Source organism: Actinokineospora sp. HUAS TT18 (genome assembly GCF_051364635.1).
Lineage (GTDB): Bacteria > Actinomycetota > Actinomycetes > Mycobacteriales > Pseudonocardiaceae > Actinokineospora.
Map to the genome: position 1 here is coordinate 1 of NZ_CP195645.1, position 16,714 is coordinate 16,714.

Annotated in this window: 9 protein-coding genes and 3 rRNA genes; all 12 read left to right on the top strand. The window is 67.4% G+C overall.

Annotated features, from left to right (window positions below; all coding sequences use genetic code 11):
* Nucleotides 1–237 precede the first annotated feature (237 nt).
* The 12 genes from ACSHT8_RS00005 (at nt 238) to ACSHT8_RS00060 (ending at nt 16,516) form a co-directional block, all read left to right on the top strand.
* Nucleotides 238–1,755, top strand: a 16S ribosomal RNA gene (locus tag ACSHT8_RS00005).
* 369 nt (nt 1,756–2,124) lie between these two features.
* Nucleotides 2,125–5,225, top strand: a 23S ribosomal RNA gene (locus tag ACSHT8_RS00010).
* A 105-nt stretch (nt 5,226–5,330) separates the two neighbouring features.
* A 5S ribosomal RNA gene (gene rrf / locus ACSHT8_RS00015) occupies nt 5,331–5,447 on the top strand.
* Together the 16S, 23S and 5S rRNA genes form the textbook arrangement of a ribosomal RNA operon.
* Nucleotides 5,448–5,559: 112 nt before the next feature.
* Nucleotides 5,560–8,130, top strand: coding sequence for a hypothetical protein (locus ACSHT8_RS00020; protein WP_436496417.1), 2,571 nt, complete (start codon nt 5,560–5,562; stop codon nt 8,128–8,130).
* Between the two features lie 546 nt (nt 8,131–8,676).
* Complete coding sequence (locus ACSHT8_RS00025; RefSeq protein WP_436496419.1) at nt 8,677–9,684, top strand: HAD-IIA family hydrolase; 1,008 nt, start codon at nt 8,677–8,679, stop codon at nt 9,682–9,684.
* A gap of 9 nt (nt 9,685–9,693) precedes the next feature.
* On the top strand, nt 9,694–9,891 hold the full coding sequence (locus tag ACSHT8_RS00030; RefSeq protein WP_436496421.1) for a hypothetical protein: 198 nt from the start codon (nt 9,694–9,696) through the stop codon (nt 9,889–9,891).
* Nucleotides 9,892–9,894: 3 nt separating this feature from the next.
* The gene (locus ACSHT8_RS00035) at nt 9,895–10,704 is read left to right on the top strand and encodes a TlyA family RNA methyltransferase (RefSeq protein WP_436496423.1); all 810 of its coding nucleotides are present in this window, start codon (nt 9,895–9,897) and stop codon (nt 10,702–10,704) included.
* On the top strand, nt 10,701–11,588 hold the full coding sequence (locus ACSHT8_RS00040) for an NAD kinase (RefSeq protein ID WP_436496425.1): 888 nt from the start codon (nt 10,701–10,703) through the stop codon (nt 11,586–11,588). Before ACSHT8_RS00035 ends, ACSHT8_RS00040 begins: the two co-directional genes overlap by 4 nt.
* A 49-nt stretch (nt 11,589–11,637) precedes the next feature.
* Nucleotides 11,638–13,413, top strand: coding sequence for a DNA repair protein RecN (gene recN, locus ACSHT8_RS00045; RefSeq protein WP_436496427.1), 1,776 nt, complete (start codon nt 11,638–11,640; stop codon nt 13,411–13,413).
* Between the two features lie 104 nt (nt 13,414–13,517).
* Complete coding sequence (gene steA / locus ACSHT8_RS00050) at nt 13,518–14,702, top strand: putative cytokinetic ring protein SteA (protein ID WP_436496429.1); 1,185 nt, start codon at nt 13,518–13,520, stop codon at nt 14,700–14,702.
* The gene (locus ACSHT8_RS00055; protein WP_436496431.1) at nt 14,699–15,640 is read left to right on the top strand and encodes a copper transporter; all 942 of its coding nucleotides are present in this window, start codon (nt 14,699–14,701) and stop codon (nt 15,638–15,640) included. The genes steA and ACSHT8_RS00055 overlap by 4 nt, the downstream gene beginning before the upstream one ends.
* Before the next feature lie 213 nt (nt 15,641–15,853).
* Nucleotides 15,854–16,516 carry a hypothetical protein gene (locus tag ACSHT8_RS00060; protein WP_436496433.1) on the top strand — a complete coding sequence of 221 codons (663 nt, stop codon included), beginning with the start codon at nt 15,854–15,856 and terminating at the stop codon, nt 16,514–16,516.
* The last annotated feature ends 198 nt before the right edge of the window (nt 16,517–16,714 follow it).

Here is a 16,714-nt window from a genome sequence, read left to right on the forward strand (position 1 = left end):
TCCAAGTCAGCGCGGAACGGGCCGGGAAAACCGGAACGAGCGGTGGCCAACCCAAAGCCTCTAGTTGAAGCCTCCAAGTGTGGCTGATCCAAGATGTGCGTGTGTTGTTTGAGAACTCAACAGTGTGCCGATTTAAGCCAGTAGAGCTTAAATGATTGAACCCCTTTGTGGGTTCCTTTGAGATGAATTGATGCCAGTTTTGGTGTCTTTTTGTCAGGCAGAGAACACTCTGAAACATTATTGGAGAGTTTGATCCTGGCTCAGGACGAACGCTGGCGGCGTGCTTAACACATGCAAGTCGAGCGGTAAGGCCCTTCGGGGTACACGAGCGGCGAACGGGTGAGTAACACGTGGGTAATCTGCCCTGCACTCTGGGATAAGCCCGGGAAACTGGGTCTAATACCGGATATGACCACTTCACGCATGTGTTGTGGTGGAAAGTTCCGGCGGTGCAGGATGAACCCGCGGCCTATCAGCTTGTTGGTGGGGTAGTGGCCTACCAAGGCGACGACGGGTAGCCGGCCTGAGAGGGCGACCGGCCACACTGGGACTGAGACACGGCCCAGACTCCTACGGGAGGCAGCAGTGGGGAATATTGCACAATGGGCGAAAGCCTGATGCAGCGACGCCGCGTGAGGGATGACGGCCTTCGGGTTGTAAACCTCTTTCAGCAGGGACGAAGCGCAAGTGACGGTACCTGCAGAAGAAGCACCGGCTAACTACGTGCCAGCAGCCGCGGTAATACGTAGGGTGCGAGCGTTGTCCGGAATTATTGGGCGTAAAGAGCTCGTAGGCGGTTTGTTGCGTCGGTCGTGAAAACCTGGGGCTTAACCCTGGGCCTGCGATCGATACGGGCAGACTTGAGTTCGGTAGGGGAGACTGGAATTCCTGGTGTAGCGGTGAAATGCGCAGATATCAGGAGGAACACCGGTGGCGAAGGCGGGTCTCTGGGCCGATACTGACGCTGAGGAGCGAAAGCGTGGGGAGCGAACAGGATTAGATACCCTGGTAGTCCACGCCGTAAACGGTGGGTGCTAGGTGTGGGGAACATTCCACGTTCTCCGTGCCGTAGCTAACGCATTAAGCACCCCGCCTGGGGAGTACGGCCGCAAGGCTAAAACTCAAAGGAATTGACGGGGGCCCGCACAAGCGGCGGAGCATGTGGATTAATTCGATGCAACGCGAAGAACCTTACCTAGGCTTGACATGGACTGGAAACCTGCAGAGATGTAGGCCCCCTTGTGGCTGGTTCACAGGTGGTGCATGGCTGTCGTCAGCTCGTGTCGTGAGATGTTGGGTTAAGTCCCGCAACGAGCGCAACCCTCGTTCTATGTTGCCAGCGCGTAATGGCGGGGACTCATAGGAGACTGCCGGGGTCAACTCGGAGGAAGGTGGGGATGACGTCAAGTCATCATGCCCCTTATGTCTAGGGCTTCACACATGCTACAATGGCCGGTACAGAGGGCTGCGAGACCGTGAGGTGGAGCGAATCCCTTAAAGCCGGTCTCAGTTCGGATCGGGGTCTGCAACTCGACCCCGTGAAGTCGGAGTCGCTAGTAATCGCAGATCAGCAACGCTGCGGTGAATACGTTCCCGGGCCTTGTACACACCGCCCGTCACGTCACGAAAGTCGGTAACACCCGAAGCCCATGGCCCAACCCGCAAGGGAGGGAGTGGTCGAAGGTGGGACTGGCGATTGGGACGAAGTCGTAACAAGGTAGCCGTACCGGAAGGTGCGGCTGGATCACCTCCTTTCTAAGGAGCATCTGACCCGCCAGCCCCTCGGGGTTGGTGTGGGAGGGCCAGGCCGCCGGCGAATGCCCGGTGGGTGGTTGCTCATATGCTGTGGAACTACTGGACGAGCTGAGACTCGCGGCGCCGTCGATGCGGCTAGTACTGCAAGGTCTTCGGATCTTCGCGTGGAACGTCAGTCGATGGGGTTGTGGAGTGGATGTGTGTCGGCACACTGTTGGGTCCTGAGACAACACCCGTTGGGGTGTTGCACTCATTCAGGGCCAGCCGCGGAGATACATCGGCCACGTTGGTGGTGCTGGTGTTTCCAGGGATGCGGGTGGTTTACCTGGTTGGTGTTTGAGAACTGCACAGTGGATGCGAGCATCTTTGTAGCAAGATTTTAAGGGCATACGGTGGATGTCTAGGCATCAGGAGCCGATGAAGGACGTAGGAGGCTGCGATAAGCCTCGGGGAGCTGTCAACCGAGCTGAGATCCGAGGATGTCCGAATGGGGAAACCCGGCATCAGTCATGTGGTGTCACCCGCACCTGAATCTATAGGGTGTGTGGAGGGAACGCGGGGAAGTGAAACATCTCAGTACCCGTAGGAAGAGAAAACAACCGTGATTCCGTGAGTAGTGGCGAGCGAAAGCGGATGAGGCTAAACCGTGTACGTGTGATACCCGGCAGGGGTTGCGTATGCGGGGTCGTGGGACCTATCAGATCATTCTGCCGGATGGTCGGGGAGTTAGAAAACACTGTTGTTAGCGGAACATGTCTGGAAAGCGTGACCGTAGTGGGTGAGAGTCCCGTACGCGAAAACTCAGTGTCTCCCGATGGTGTTCCCAAGTAGCAGCGAGCTCGTGGAATTTGCTGTGAATCTGGCGGGACCACCCGCTAAGCCTAAATACTTCCTGATGACCGATAGCGGACTAGTACCGTGAGGGAAAGATGAAAAGTACCCCGGGAGGGGAGTGAAAGAGTACCTGAAACCGTGTGCCTACAAGCCGTCAGAGCCTTTCGGGGTGATGGCGTGCCTTTTGAAGAATGAGCCTGCGAGTTAGTGCTGCGTGGCGAGGTTAACCCGTGTGGGGTAGCCGTAGCGAAAGCGAGTCTGAATAGGGCGCTTGAGTCGCGTGGTCTAGACCCGAAGCGGAGTGATCTACCCATGGCCAGGGTGAAGCGACGGTAAGACGTCGTGGAGGCCCGAACCCACCAGGGTTGAAAACCTGGGGGATGAGCTGTGGGTAGGGGTGAAAGGCCAATCAAACTCCGTGATAGCTGGTTCTCCCCGAAATGCATTTAGGTGCAGCGTCGCATGTTTCACGCCGGGGGTAGAGCACTGGATGGTCTAGGGGGCCCACAAGCTTACCGAAATCAACCAAACTCCGAATACCGGTGTGTGAGAGTGCGGCAGTGAGACTGCGGGCGATAAGGTTCGTAGTCGAGAGGGAAACAGCCCAGAACACCAGCTAAGGCCCCTAAGTGTGCGCTAAGTGGGAAAGGATGTGGGGTCGCCCAGACAACCAGGAGGTTGGCTTAGAAGCAGCCACCCTTGAAAGAGTGCGTAATAGCTCACTGGTCAAGTGGTCCTGCGCCGACAATGTAGCGGGGCTTAAGCGCACCGCCGAAGCTGTGTCATTCACACAATACATCCCCGCCTTCGGGTGGGCAGTGGTGTGGATGGGTAGGGGAGCGTCGTGCAGCCATCGAAGCGGCGGAGTGATCCAGTCGTGGAGGCTGCGCGAGTGAGAATGCAGGCATGAGTAGCGAAAGAAGAGTGAGAAACTCTTCCGCCGGATGACCAAGGGTTCCTGGGCCAGGCTAATCCGCCCAGGGTAAGTCGGGACCTAAGGCGAGGCCGACAGGCGTAGTCGATGGACAACGGGTTGATATTCCCGTACCCGTGTGGACGCGTCCCTGGTGAGGCCAGTGATACTAACCGCCCAGAAGCCATGAGGTCTTCGGACTGAGTGGGGGATGCGCGGGATCTGAGCTGGTAGTAGCCAAACGATGGGGTGACGCAGGAGGGTAGCTCCGCCACCAGTTGGTGTGTGGTGTAAGCGTGTAGGCCGTGACATAGGCAAATCCGTGTCACATATAGGCTGAGACGTGATGCATAGCCGAATGAGGCGAAGTAGAGTGATCCCATGCTGCCGAGAAAAGCCTCTAGTGAGTTTCCACGCGGCCCGTACCCCAAACCGACACAGGTGGTCAGGTAGAGAATACCAAGGCGATCGGGTGAACTATGGTTAAGGAACTCGGCAAAATGCCCCCGTAACTTCGGGAGAAGGGGGGCCACAGGACTTGAAGCCCTTTGCGGGCTAGGGTCAGGTGGCCGCAGAGACCAGCGAGAAGCGACTGTTTACTAAAAACACAGGTCCGTGCGAAGTCGCAAGACGATGTATACGGACTGACGCCTGCCCGGTGCTGGAACGTTAAGAGGACCGGTTAGCGCTTCGGCGCGAAGCTGAGAATTTAAGCGCCAGTAAACGGCGGTGGTAACTATAACCATCCTAAGGTAGCGAAATTCCTTGTCGGGTAAGTTCCGACCTGCACGAATGGCGTAACGACTTCTCGACTGTCTCAACCATAGGCCCGGCGAAATTGCACTACGAGTAAAGATGCTCGTTACGCGCGGCAGGACGGAAAGACCCCGGGACCTTTACTATAGCTTGGTATTGGTGCTTGGTTCGGTTTGTGTAGGATAGGTGGGAGACTGTGAAGCTCGCACGCCAGTGTGGGTGGAGTCAATCTTGAAATACCACTCTGATCGTACTGAGTGTCTAACTTCGGACCGTGATCCGGTTCAGGGACAGTGCCTGGTGGGTAGTTTAACTGGGGCGGTTGCCTCCCAAAGGGTAACGGAGGCGCCCAAAGGTTCCCTCAGCCTGGTTGGCAATCAGGTGTCGAGTGCAAGTGCACAAGGGAGCTTGACTGTGAGACAGACATGTCGAGCAGGGACGAAAGTCGGGACTAGTGATCCGGCGCTGGCTGGTGGAAGCGGCGTCGCTCAACGGATAAAAGGTACCCCGGGGATAACAGGCTGATCTTGCCCAAGAGTCCATATCGACGGCATGGTTTGGCACCTCGATGTCGGCTCGTCGCATCCTGGGGCTGGAGTAGGTCCCAAGGGTTGGGCTGTTCGCCCATTAAAGCGGTACGCGAGCTGGGTTTAGAACGTCGTGAGACAGTTCGGTCCCTATCCGCCGCGCGCGCAGGAGACTTGAGGAAGGCTGTCCCTAGTACGAGAGGACCGGGACGGACGAACCTCTGGTGTGCCAGTTGTCCCGCCAGGGGCACGGCTGGTTGGCTACGTTCGGAAGGGATAACCGCTGAAGGCATCTAAGCGGGAAGCTCGTTCCAAGATGAGGTCTCCCACCCCCTTTGAGGGGTTAAGGCCCCCAGCAGACCACTGGGTTGATAGGCCGGAAATGGAAGCCCAGTAATGGGTGGAGTTGACCGGTACTAATAGGCCGAGGGCTTGCTACAAACATGCTACGCATCCACTGTGCGGTGTCTGAGACACCAACCACCCCCACACACCCCCAACTTTTGGGGTTGAGCGTGGGGTCGCTGGTTACTGTTTCATAGTGTTACGGCGGTCATAGCGGCAGGGAAACGCCCGGTCCCATCCCGAACCCGGAAGCTAAGCCTGCCAGCGCCGATGGTACTGCACTCGTGAGGGTGTGGGAGAGTAGGACGCCGCCGGACAATCATTCCCAAAGGGGCTTGTGGAGGTGCACGTTGAAGCGTGCACTATCCACAAGCCCTTTTGGCGTCATCGGTGTACATCGCGGGTCAACCCGCTTGCAGGAGGATTAGGGTGTCGGAGTTCGGGCGACGGGACGATTCCAGCGGCGGCGACCGCCGAGGCGGTGACCGTCGATCGGGAACCGGTCGCGGCGACCGTGACCAGGGCGGCCAGCGCCGCCAGTCCGGCGACTGGAAACCACGCCGCGACGACGCCCCCCGCGGCGGCTCCGGCGCCGTCTGGCGCAAGGACGACCGCGGCGGCGAGGGCCGCCCCCACCGCGGCGCCTCTCAGGACCGCGGCGGCTACCGCCCCAACCCAACCGACCGCGACGCCCGAGGCCCCCGCCCGGACCGCGACACCCGGGGCGGCTACCGAGGCACCGGCGACCGCGATTCCCGAAGCCCCCGCCCCACCAGCGACTCCCGTGGCTACCGCCCCAACACCGGCGACGACCGCGGCTCCGCCCGCCCCACCGGCGACCGCGGCGGCTACCGCCCCAACTCGGACCGCTCGACCGACACCCGCGGCGGCTACCGCTCGAACACGGACCGCCCCAACGAATCGCGCGGTGGTTACCGCTCGGGCGGCTCTGACCGTTCCAGCGATTCCCGTGGCGGTTACCGTTCCGGCGGCTCGGATCGCTCGACCGATTCCCGTGGCGGTTACCGCTCTGGTGGTTCTGACCGTTCCAGCGATTCGCGTGGCGGCTACCGTTCCGGCGGTTCCAGCGATTCCCGCGGTGGTTACCGCTCCGGCGGGTCGAGCGATTCGCGCGGCGGTTACGGCTCTGGCGGTTCGAGTGACTCCCGTGGTGGTTACCGTTCCGGTGGTTCGGATCGTTCGAGCGATTCCCGTGGTGGTTACCGTTCCGGCGGTTCGAGTGACTCGCGCGGTGGTTCGGACCGTTCAAGTGATTCTCGCGGCGGCTACCGTCCCGGCGGTTCTGACCGTTCCTCTGATTCCCGCAGCTCCGAGCGTTCCAGCGACTCGCGCGGCGGCTACCGTGGCGGCGGTTCGGACCGCGGCGGTTACCGCTCCGGCGGCTCGGACCGCCCCAGCGATTCCCGTGGCGGCTACCGTTCGGGCGGCTCGAGCGACCGTTCCAGCGACACTCGTGGCGGCTACCGCTCTGGTGGCGGCCGGTCCGACGACCGCGACGCCCGCCCGGCCCGTTCCGGTGACCGCGACGACCGAGGCCCGCGTACCGGCGGCTACCGCCCCGACGACCGCGACTCGTCCCGCTCCGGTGATCGGGACTCGCGTCCCGCCCGCAAGTCTGATGATCGCGGCTCGCGCCCCACTGGCTACCGGGCCGACGACCGGGGCTCGCGCTCCGAGGGAGGCTTCCGCTCGGGCAAGGAATCCGGCGACCGGCGGCCGACCGGCAAGAGCGACCGCGGCGCCTACCGTCCGGCCGAGGCACGTGAGCCTCGCACGGAGGACCGCGACGTCCCGGCCACCGCGCCGGAGGAACTCGACGAGGCCGTCGTAGCCGTTCAGTCCACTGAGGACGTTGAGCGCCCGGACCGCCCGTTCCGTCGGGAAGAGGGCGAGTACGGCCCGCAGGTTCCGGAGGGCGCCGACTACTCCGCGCTCGACGCTGAGGCTCGGGCCGGGCTGCGGAGCCTGCCCAAGTCGCTGGCGGAACTGATCGGCAAGCACCTGGTGGCCGCGGGCATGCTCATCGACGAGGACCCGCAGCGCGCGCTCGTGCACGCCCGGTTCGCGCGGGAGCGTGCGGCTCGGGTGGCGATCGTGCGTGAGGCCGCCGGCCTGACCGCGTACCACGCGGGCGAGTGGGCCGAGGCCCTCTCGGAACTGCGCGCCGTCCGCCGCATGAGCGGCGGCAACCAGCACATCGCCGTAATGGCCGACTGCGAGCGCGCGCTCGGCAGGCCGGAGCGGGCACTGGAACTGGCCAAGGAGGCCGGTTCCGACCTCCCCGCCGATGTCGCAGTCGAACTGCGCATCGTCAGCGCGGGCGCCCGCCGCGACATGGGGCAGCTGGAGGCAGCCGTGGTCGGCCTACAGGGCCCCGACCTGGACCCGAAGCGCCGCGACCCGTGGAGCGCCCGCCTGTTCTACGCCTACGCCGACAACCTGGAAGCCGCAGGCCGTACGGACGACGCCATCCGCTGGTTCCTCAACGCCGCCCAGGCTGACGACGACGAAGACACCGACGCCGCGGAGCGAGCTTTCGCCCTGGGCGCCGACGAATCCGAAATCGCCTCCGCCCTCCCCGGCGAAACAGTGGAAATCGAAGACGACGCCGACCCCGTCGACATCGAGAACCAGGACACCGCGGTCGACCCCACCGACGCGGAACACACCGAGGACGCCGCCACCGCGGCCCCGGGCGATGTCCACGCCGAGGATGATGCCGCCGACAGCGCCGACAGCGCCGACAGCGCCGACAGCGCCGACAGCGCCGACAGCGCCAAAGACCGCGACGGCGAGGGCGAGGCTGGGAGCACCGCAAGCAACAACAGCGGCACCTCCGACACCGACGCCACCCCGGCGGACGACACCTCGACCGACGCGGCGAGCAGCGATGATGCCGCCGACGCAGGCGACTCCGTGGACGCGCGCGACGGTGCTGACGCACCGGCCGCCGACGGCGGTGCGGGCAAGCTCGGCTGATTGATGGCTTGGCGCGCACCGGCAGCGGCAGCGGCCAACCCGCCGACGTGCGGCGGTAACAGTGGTGCTGTTGTCTCGGCCGCAGGCGCCGGTGCCGTCGATGGTGGAGCGGGCAAGCTCGGCTGAGTGACGGCCTCGCACGTACCGACGGTGGCGGCCAAGGGGCGGCAGCGACTCCAACGGCGTTGCAGGCTTGCCCGCTGGCGCCGGATGCCGCTGATGCTGTCGCTGGCGAGCTCGACTGGCTCCGCAGCTGCCGACGGTGGCTGCGGTGCTCGCAAAGCTGGCGTCAGCCGTCGATGGGCGCCGCGTTGCCCAAAGGCGGTGCGGCTTCGCTGGCGCCGCGCATGTCGGTGGCAGCGGTGGTGGTAGTCCGGCTGCGAGGACGCGCGATGGTCCGATCGCGTTCCTCATCCGCGCGATGTCGTTGATGCGGTCGTCGAGGTGGACGAGGATCACATCGGGGGTCGCCCGCTGGGTGGCCTCGTCGACCCGGCTGGTACGAATCCGTCCAACCGAAGCCGAGATCCCGGAGTGCGCTGACTGATGAGTGACCGGCTGCTCGACATCTACGACGCTCTCCTCCTCGACCTGGACGGCACCGTCTACCGGGGTGGCGAACCCGTCCCCGGCGCCGAGTACGCCGTCACCGCCGCCCGTAACTCCAACGTCGCGGTGCGGTTCGTGACGAACAATGCCTCGCGGGCGCCGGGCGACGTCTCGGCGCACCTCACCGAGATGGGGATCAAGGCCGATGCCGCTGAGGTGAGCACCAGTGGTCAGGCCGGGGCGGCGGTCCTGGCCGAGCGCCTCAGCCCCGGTGACGAGGTGCTGGTCATCGGGTCCGACGCGCTGGCTGATGAGGTCGTCAACGTCGGCCTGAAAGTCGTCCGCGTCGCCGGGCCCGCTGTCCGTGCCGTCCTCCAGGGGCTCTCCCCGAAGACCGCCTGGGCCGACCTCGCCGAAGCGTGTGTCGCGATCCGCGGCGGGGCGCTGTGGGTGGCGTGCAACGTCGACCGGACGCTGCCGACCGACCGCGGTCTCCTGCCCGGCAACGGTTCCCTCGTGCACGCCCTGCGCGTCGCCACCGATCGGGAGCCGGTGGTGGCGGGGAAGCCCGCGACGCCGCTCATGGCTGAGTCGATTCGCTCGGCCGACGCGGCTAGGCCGCTGGTGGTGGGGGATCGGCTCGACACTGACATCGAGGGGGCGGTGGCGGCGAAGCTCGACTCGCTGCTCGTCCTCACCGGGGTGGCGACCCCGGCCGACGTGCTCGCCGCACGCCCGCATGAACGGCCGACCTACGTCGCCACCGACCTGTCCTGTGTCACCGACGCCGCGCCCGCGTTGGAGCTCACCGCGAAGCCCGGCTGGACTGTGACCAGCGAAAACGGCCTCACCGCGACCGGCGACGGCGACCCGCTCGACCTCCTCCGCACCCTCTGCGCGGTCCACTGGGCCAACGCCGAAGGGCCGGTCGACGTGCACGCCGGTGACGACGGCGTGCACGTCGCGTTGAGCGCGTTGGGGCTCAGCGGGCGGACGATCGGATAGCGTGGAGGGGTGCAGGTGGAATTCGACGCGAACAGGCCGGTTCCCGGGCCGCCGCCCGCGGCGCAGCCGGTCAGCGACGAGGCGATCGCCGACGCGGTGGCCGGGCTCGACGGGCTCGATCGGCTCCCGGTGGCCGACCATGTCGACCGGTTCGACACCGTGCACATCGCCCTCACCGCGGCGCTCGCCAGTATCGACAAGGTCTGAGCGGTGCCGCCCCGTCGGGCGCGGCTCGATGCGGAGCTGGTGCGCCGAGGCCTGGCCCGCTCCCGTGACCACGCCGCCCAACTGATCGCCGATGGACGCGTCACCGTCCGCGGCACCGTCGCGGGCAAGCCCGCCACCGCCGTCGAATCCGACGCGCCCGTCGTGGTTCGCGAGGACATAGACGACCCCAACTGGGCCTCCCGCGGCGCGCACAAGCTGATCGGCGCGCTCGACAAGTTCGAGATCGACGTCGACGGCAAGCGCTGTCTGGACGCGGGCGCGTCCACCGGCGGCTTCACCGATGTCCTGCTGCGCCGTGGCGCGCGCCAGGTCGTGGCCGCCGATGTGGGGCGCGGCCTGCTGGTCTGGCGCCTCCAGACCGACGACCGGGTGCTGGTGCGCGACAAGACCAACGTCCGCGCCCTCACCCAGGACGACACCGACGGGCCGGTCGACCTCGTCGTCGCCGACCTGTCCTTCATCTCCCTCGGCCTGGTCCTGCCCGCGCTGCTGAGCTGCACGAACCCCGACGCCGACCTCCTGCCGATGGTGAAGCCGCAGTTCGAGGTCGGCAAGGAACGGCTGGGCTCCGGCGGAGTCGTGCGCGATCCCGCGCTGCGCGCCGAGGCTGTCCTGGGTGTGCTGCGCACGGCGGGCGACCTCGGCCTGCGCGCGCACGGTGTCGTGGCGAGCCCGCTGCCCGGGCCGTCCGGCAACGTCGAGTTCTTCGCCTGGCTGCGCCGGGGTGACCCCCTGGCCGAGTCCGAGGCGGCGGCACTGGTCGAGACGGCCGTCCAGGAAGGGCCCCAATGACAGACCGCGAGATCCTGCTGGTCGTGCACACCGGGCGCACCGAGAACCGGCGCACCGCGGAGAAGGTGGCTGGCTGGTTCCACTCGGCCGGGGTGCGGCTGCGCGTCCTGGACGACGAGGCGCCCGACCTCGACCCGTCGTGCTACAGCCAGGTCGTCCCGTTCGGCCCCGAGGCCGCGGTCGGCACGGAGCTGGTGTTCGTCCTCGGCGGCGACGGCACGCTGCTGCGCGCCGCGGAGATGGCGCGGCCCGCGGGTGTTCCGGTGCTGGGCGTCAACCTGGGCCGCGTCGGCTTCCTCGCCGAGGCCGAGTCCGACGCGCTGGAGGAGACCGTCTCGCTTGTGGTCGAGCAGGGCTATCACGTCGAGGAACGCATGACGGTCGACGTCGTGGCCAAGCGCGACGGCGAGGTCCTGGCCGACACGTGGGCGCTCAACGAGGCCAGCGTGGAGAAGAGCAGCCGCGAACGCATCCTCGACGTCCGCATCGAGGTCGACGGCCGCCCGGTGTCGTCGTTCGGCTGCGACGGCGTGCTCTGCGCGACCCCCACGGGCTCGACCGCCTACGCCTACTCGGCGGGCGGGCCGATCGTGTGGCCTGACGTGCAGGCGATGCTCGTGGTGCCCAGCAACGCGCACGCGATGTTCTCCCGGCCGATGGCGGTGTCGCCGCGGTCGGTGGTCGCCGTCGAGGTCGACCCGGCGGGCCATCCCGCGGTGCTGTGCTGCGACGGCCGCCGCACGTTCGACATCCCGCCTGGGTCGCGCATCGAGATCGCGGGCGGCAAGCTGCCGATCAGGCTGGTCCGACTGCGCGACGAGCCGTTCACCGACCGCCTTGTCGACAAGTTCGACCTTCCCGTGCAGGGCTGGCGGTCCCGGTGAGGACCGTTTGTCATGTCGAGCCGCTAGGGTGCGCGTTGTGCTAGCCGAGATGCGTATCCAGGACCTCGGCGTGATCGACGAGGCCACGCTGGAGCTCCACCCCGGGTTCACGGTCGTCACCGGCGAGACCGGCGCGGGCAAGACCATGGTCGTCACCGGCCTGCACCTGCTGTCCGGTGGACGTGCCGAGGCCTCGCGTATCCGCAGCGGCAAGACGAAAGCCGTGGTGGAGGGCCGGTTCGAGGGCTTGGCGGGCCCCGCGGCCACGGTCGCGGCCGACGCGGGCGCCGACCCGGAGGACGACGGCAGCCTGATCGCGCTGCGCACGGTCAACACCGACGGCCGCTCCCGGGCCCACCTCGGTGGCCGCTCGGTGCCGGTCGGCGTGCTGTCGGATCTCGCCGAGCAGTTGATCGCGGTGCACGGCCAGAACGACCAGCTGCGCCTGCTGCGCCCCGCCGAGCAGCGCGCGGTGATCGACCGGTTCGCGGGCGACGCCGTCGGCGCGATCCTCACCGACTACCACCGCGTCCGCGCCGAGTGGATCTCCGTCTCCGAGGAGCTGACCGACCGCACCCGCCGTGCCAAGGAGATGGCGCGCGAGGCCGAGATCCTGCGCCAGGGCGTCGAGGAGATCACCGCGGTCGACCCGAAGCCCGGCGAGGACGTCGACCTGGTCGACCAGGCCCGCAGGCTCGCCGACGCCGACCAGCTTCGCGAGGCCGCCACGGGCGCGAGCTACGCGGTGTCGGGGTCGCCGGACGGCGATCCGGACGTGCCGGGCGCGCTCGGCCTGATCGGCGAGGCGCAGCGCAGGCTCGCGGGCGCCGAGGACCCTCGGCTGCGCGAGTTGGAGCCACGGCTGGCCGAGGCCGCCGTACTGCTGACCGACGTGGGTTCCGAGCTGACGGCCTACCTGGACTCGCTCGACGCCGACCCGGCCGTGCTGGAGCAGGTGCTCGCGCGGCAGGCCGAACTCAAGGTGATCACCCGCAAGTACGCCGCCGACGTCGACGGAGTCCTCGCCTGGGCGCGCGACGCGGTCGACAAGCTCGCCGGGCTGGACACCTCGGAAGAGGCGCTGGCCGAACTTGCCGCGCGCAAGACCGCGCTGGCTCAGCAGCTGGCGGGCATCGCCGTCTCGCTGACGGCTGCGCGTTCCAAGGCAGCGGAGGAACTGGCGAAGGCCGTCACCGACGAGCTGAGCGGGCTCGCCATGGGCCAGGCCAGCATCCAGATCGCCGTGCGTCCCCGCCCGGCCGACGCGGGCGACCCGGTGGCCCTGGAGGTCGCTGGAGAGCTGCTGCACGCGGGCACCGACGGCGTGGACGACGTCGAGCTGCTGCTGGTCGCGCACGACGGCGCCCAGCCGCTGCCGGTGCACAAGGGCGCGTCGGGCGGTGAGCTGTCGCGGGTGATGCTGGCGATCGAGGTCGTGCTCGCCCACTCCGACCCGGTGCCGACGCTGGTGTTCGACGAGGTCGACGCCGGCGTGGGCGGCCGCGCGGCGGTGGAGATCGGGCGGCGGCTGGCTCGGCTTTCGCGCAGCCACCAGGTCATCGTCGTCACCCACCTCGCCCAGGTCGCCGCGTTCGCCGACCGGCACCTGATCGTCGACAAGAGCGCCACGGGCGGCGTCACCCGAAGCGACGTGCGCACGCTGGACGACACGAACCGGGTCATCGAGCTGGCCCGCATGCTGGCGGGCATGGATTCCACGGAGACGGGCCGCGCGCACGCGGAGGAACTACTCGCTGTGGCCGAGGGCGAGAAGCATGACTGGAAGCTGTCCGGGAAGCCGCGCCCCGGTACCAGACGCCCCTGAGCAGGCATGATCGTTTAGCCGGAAATCACCCGTGAGTCGAGAAATAGGGCTGTTCGCGGCGTGGCGAACGGACCAACCGCGGTCGGTTTGTCACCATCGGTCGCATGAAGCTTCCCGGTCTCCTTACTCGGTCACAGCACGCCCTACCTGGGGTGACGGGCGTCGCACGGGTTGACCGGCGCACCGGGGACCTGCTGCGGCGGGTGTCGCAAGGGGACATCGTCGTGCTCGACCAGCTCGATCTGGACCGCGCGACGGCCGACGCGCTCGTGCGGGCCGAGGTGGGCGGGGTGGTCAACGCGTCGCCGTCGATCTCGGGGCGGTTTCCCAATCTGGGGCCCGAGGTGCTCGTCGGGGCGGGCATCCCGCTGATCGACGGTGTCGGCCAGGACGCGCTGCGGGCGATCAAGGAAGGCACGAAGCTCCGGCTGCACGAGGGCGCTGTCTTCGTGGGCGAGCGGGAGATCGCGCAGGGCACGCGCCAGACCGTCGAGTCCGTCGCCGACCAGATGGTCGAAGCCAAGGCGGGCATGTCGGCGCAGCTGGAGGCGTTCTCCGCCAACACGATGGAGTTCCTGCGCCGCGAGCGCACGATGATCCTCGACGGCATCGGCGTCCCGCAGCTCACCACGATCATGCAGGACCGGCAGGTGCTCGTCGTCGCTCCCGGCCACGAGCACGCCGCCGACCTCAAGCTGCTCAAGCGCTACATCGGCGAGCACCGGCCGGTGCTGATCGGCGTCGAGTCTGGGGCCGACAGCCTGCGCGAGGCCGGGTACAAGCCCGACATCATCGTGGGCGACCCCAACGGCATCAACACCGACACGCTGCGCTCGGGCGCCGAGGTCGTCGTGCCCGCGCACCCCGACGGCCACGCGCCGGGGCTCGGCCGCATCCAGGACCTCGGCATCGGCGCGGTGACCTTCCCCGCCTCCGGCAACGCCGAGGACCTCGCCCTGATCATCGCCGACACGCACGGCGCCGCGCTCGTGGTCACCGTCGGGTTCCAGGCCACGCTCCGCGAGTTCCTCGACCGCGGCCGGTCCGGGTCCAACCCGTCGACGTTCCTGACCAGGCTCAAGCTCGGCAGCAAGCTCGTCGACGGGAAGGCCGTCGCCGCGCTGCACCGCAGCCGCGTGTCGGTGGCGGCGATCGTGCTGCTGGTCATGGCCGCGATGGTGGCCATCGCCGCGGCAGTCGCCGTCTCCGGGGTCGGCGCGGCCTACACCGACTGGATCACCGACACCTGGAACTCGTTCGTCGTCTGGCTCAAGGGGCTGTTCTCGTGATCTCGCTGCGCTACCACGTCATCTCCATCGCCGCGGTGTTCCTCGCGCTCGCCGTCGGCGTGGTGCTCGGCTCGACCACGCTGAGCCGGACGCTGCTGTCGGGGCTCAACAGCGAGAATAACGACCTGGGCACCGAGGTCACCGAGCTGGAGGACCAGCGCAACGCCCTCAACGCCCGCCTGGGCGACGCCGACTCGTTCGCCGCGACCGTCGGACCGCTGGCGGTCAAGGGTTCCCTGGCCCAGCGCACGGTCGTCGTGGTCACGACTGCCGACGCCCGCCCCAGCGACCGCGACGCCCTCAAGGGCCTGATCGCGAACGCGGGCGCCACCGTCACCGGAGAACTGCAGCTGACGGAGGCTTTCGCCGACCAGGCCCGCGCCGACCAGCTCAAAGACATCGTGACCCGGCTGCTGCCCGCGGGCGTGCAGTTGCCCACCGCGCCCGACCCGGGGACGCTGGCGGGCGGGCTGCTCGGGCCGCTGCTGCTCATCAGCAAGGCGGACAACAAGCCGCAGGTGTCGGCGGAGGAGTCGGCGGCCGTGCTCTCGGGCCTCACCGACGGCGGCTTCGTCAAGGCCACCCCCGACCTCAAACCCGCCCAGCTCGCCATCGTGCTGACCGGCGGCGCGGCCTCCGGCGACGGCGCGGGCGACCGCGCGGCCACCATCGCCCGCTTCGCCGCCCAGGTCGACCGCTCCGGCGCCGGCACGGTGCTGGCCGGGTCGACGGGTTCGGCGAACGGCACCGGCTCGGTGGGCGTCGTCCGCGCCGACACGGCGGCGACGTCGATCCTGTCGACTGTGGACAACGCCGACACCCCGGCGGGGCAGGTCGTGACGATCCTGGCGCTCGTGGAGCAGTTGGACGGCCAAGCGGGCCGCTACGGCAACGCGGGCAACGCCCAGGCGCCCGCGCCCGGCGCTCCCGCCGAGTAGGCGCGGCACCAGCGCGAAGGCGTACCGCGTTCCGCCACGAACGGGTCACGCCTGCTCCCCGCACCGTGAAGCCGTGACCTGGTCGGCCACGTTCGGATGATATGGCCGTCACGGACGGGTGGGACGCCGTTCGACCTGCTCATTTCCCTTCATGCTGAACCGATGTCGCCGGTAAAGGATCGATTCGGTGCGCATGGCGCAAGGGAGTCAGACATGCGAGACAAGAGGGCAGCACGGCTCGGGTTCTGTGCGGCCGTGGCGGCGGTGGGCATGGTCGTGAGCGCGACGCCCGCGTTCGCGACCAACCCGGCCGGGGTGGCGGCGCTGGGCTCGGCCCAGTTCACCAAGGGCAGCACGGTCAGCAGCATCCCCACGCTGGCGCAGTGCGCGGTCGACGGCGCCACCTCGGCGTCCACGCCGGGGGTCGTCGCGTCCGGCGTGCGGTTCGGCAGCGGCACGTCGAGCTGCACCACGACCGTCGTCGACCCGGACGCGGACGTGACCACGACCAAGTCGGAGGCGCTCGGCCGGGACTTCGAACTGTCGGCGCTGGTGACCGCGGGCGGTCCGCGCATCCGCATCGGCAACTGGCGGGTCACGTGCAACGCGACCCAGAACGGCACCAGCGCGAGCTGGACGTACTCGGGCATGACGGGCCTCACCGGCCTGCCGAACCCGATGCCGCGCAACTTCGTCAAGGAGATCAAGCGGTCCAACGGCGTCCTGCTGGCCACCGCGAAGTTCAACGAGATCGTCCTGCCCGACCCGAACGACGGCAGCATCGCGCTGACGATGATGCGCGTCACCTTCGCGCCGGGCTCGAACATCACCGGCGAGGTCGTCGTGGGCTCCACGGCCTGCTCGCCGACGCCGTAACATTGCGCGCCCTCCGGCGCGCGGCTCGGGCGCCCTGATGGCGGCGTTCGGGGTCCCGCGGACACGACCTCCTTCGTCGGCGTGCCCGCGGAACCCCGAACGCCGCCGCGCCCGAGCGCGGTGGCGTGGCGAGGCGCCGTACCCGTGTTAGTGTGAAGTCCCGTGGAACGGCGGCGGAATTCGCCTTGCCGAAGTAAA

Excerpts from the sequence above, each read along its gene's own strand:
- ACSHT8_RS00025 (WP_436496419.1), top strand. The coding sequence starts at position 8,677 with ATGAGTGACCGGCTGCTCGACATCTACGACGCTCTCCTCCTCGACCTG.
- ACSHT8_RS00040 (WP_436496425.1), top strand. The coding sequence starts at position 10,701 with ATGACAGACCGCGAGATCCTGCTGGTCGTGCACACCGGGCGCACCGAG.
- recN (WP_436496427.1), top strand. The coding sequence starts at position 11,638 with ATGCGTATCCAGGACCTCGGCGTGATCGACGAGGCCACGCTGGAGCTC.
- steA (WP_436496429.1), top strand. The coding sequence starts at position 13,518 with ATGAAGCTTCCCGGTCTCCTTACTCGGTCACAGCACGCCCTACCTGGG.
- ACSHT8_RS00060 (WP_436496433.1), top strand. The coding sequence starts at position 15,854 with ATGCGAGACAAGAGGGCAGCACGGCTCGGGTTCTGTGCGGCCGTGGCG.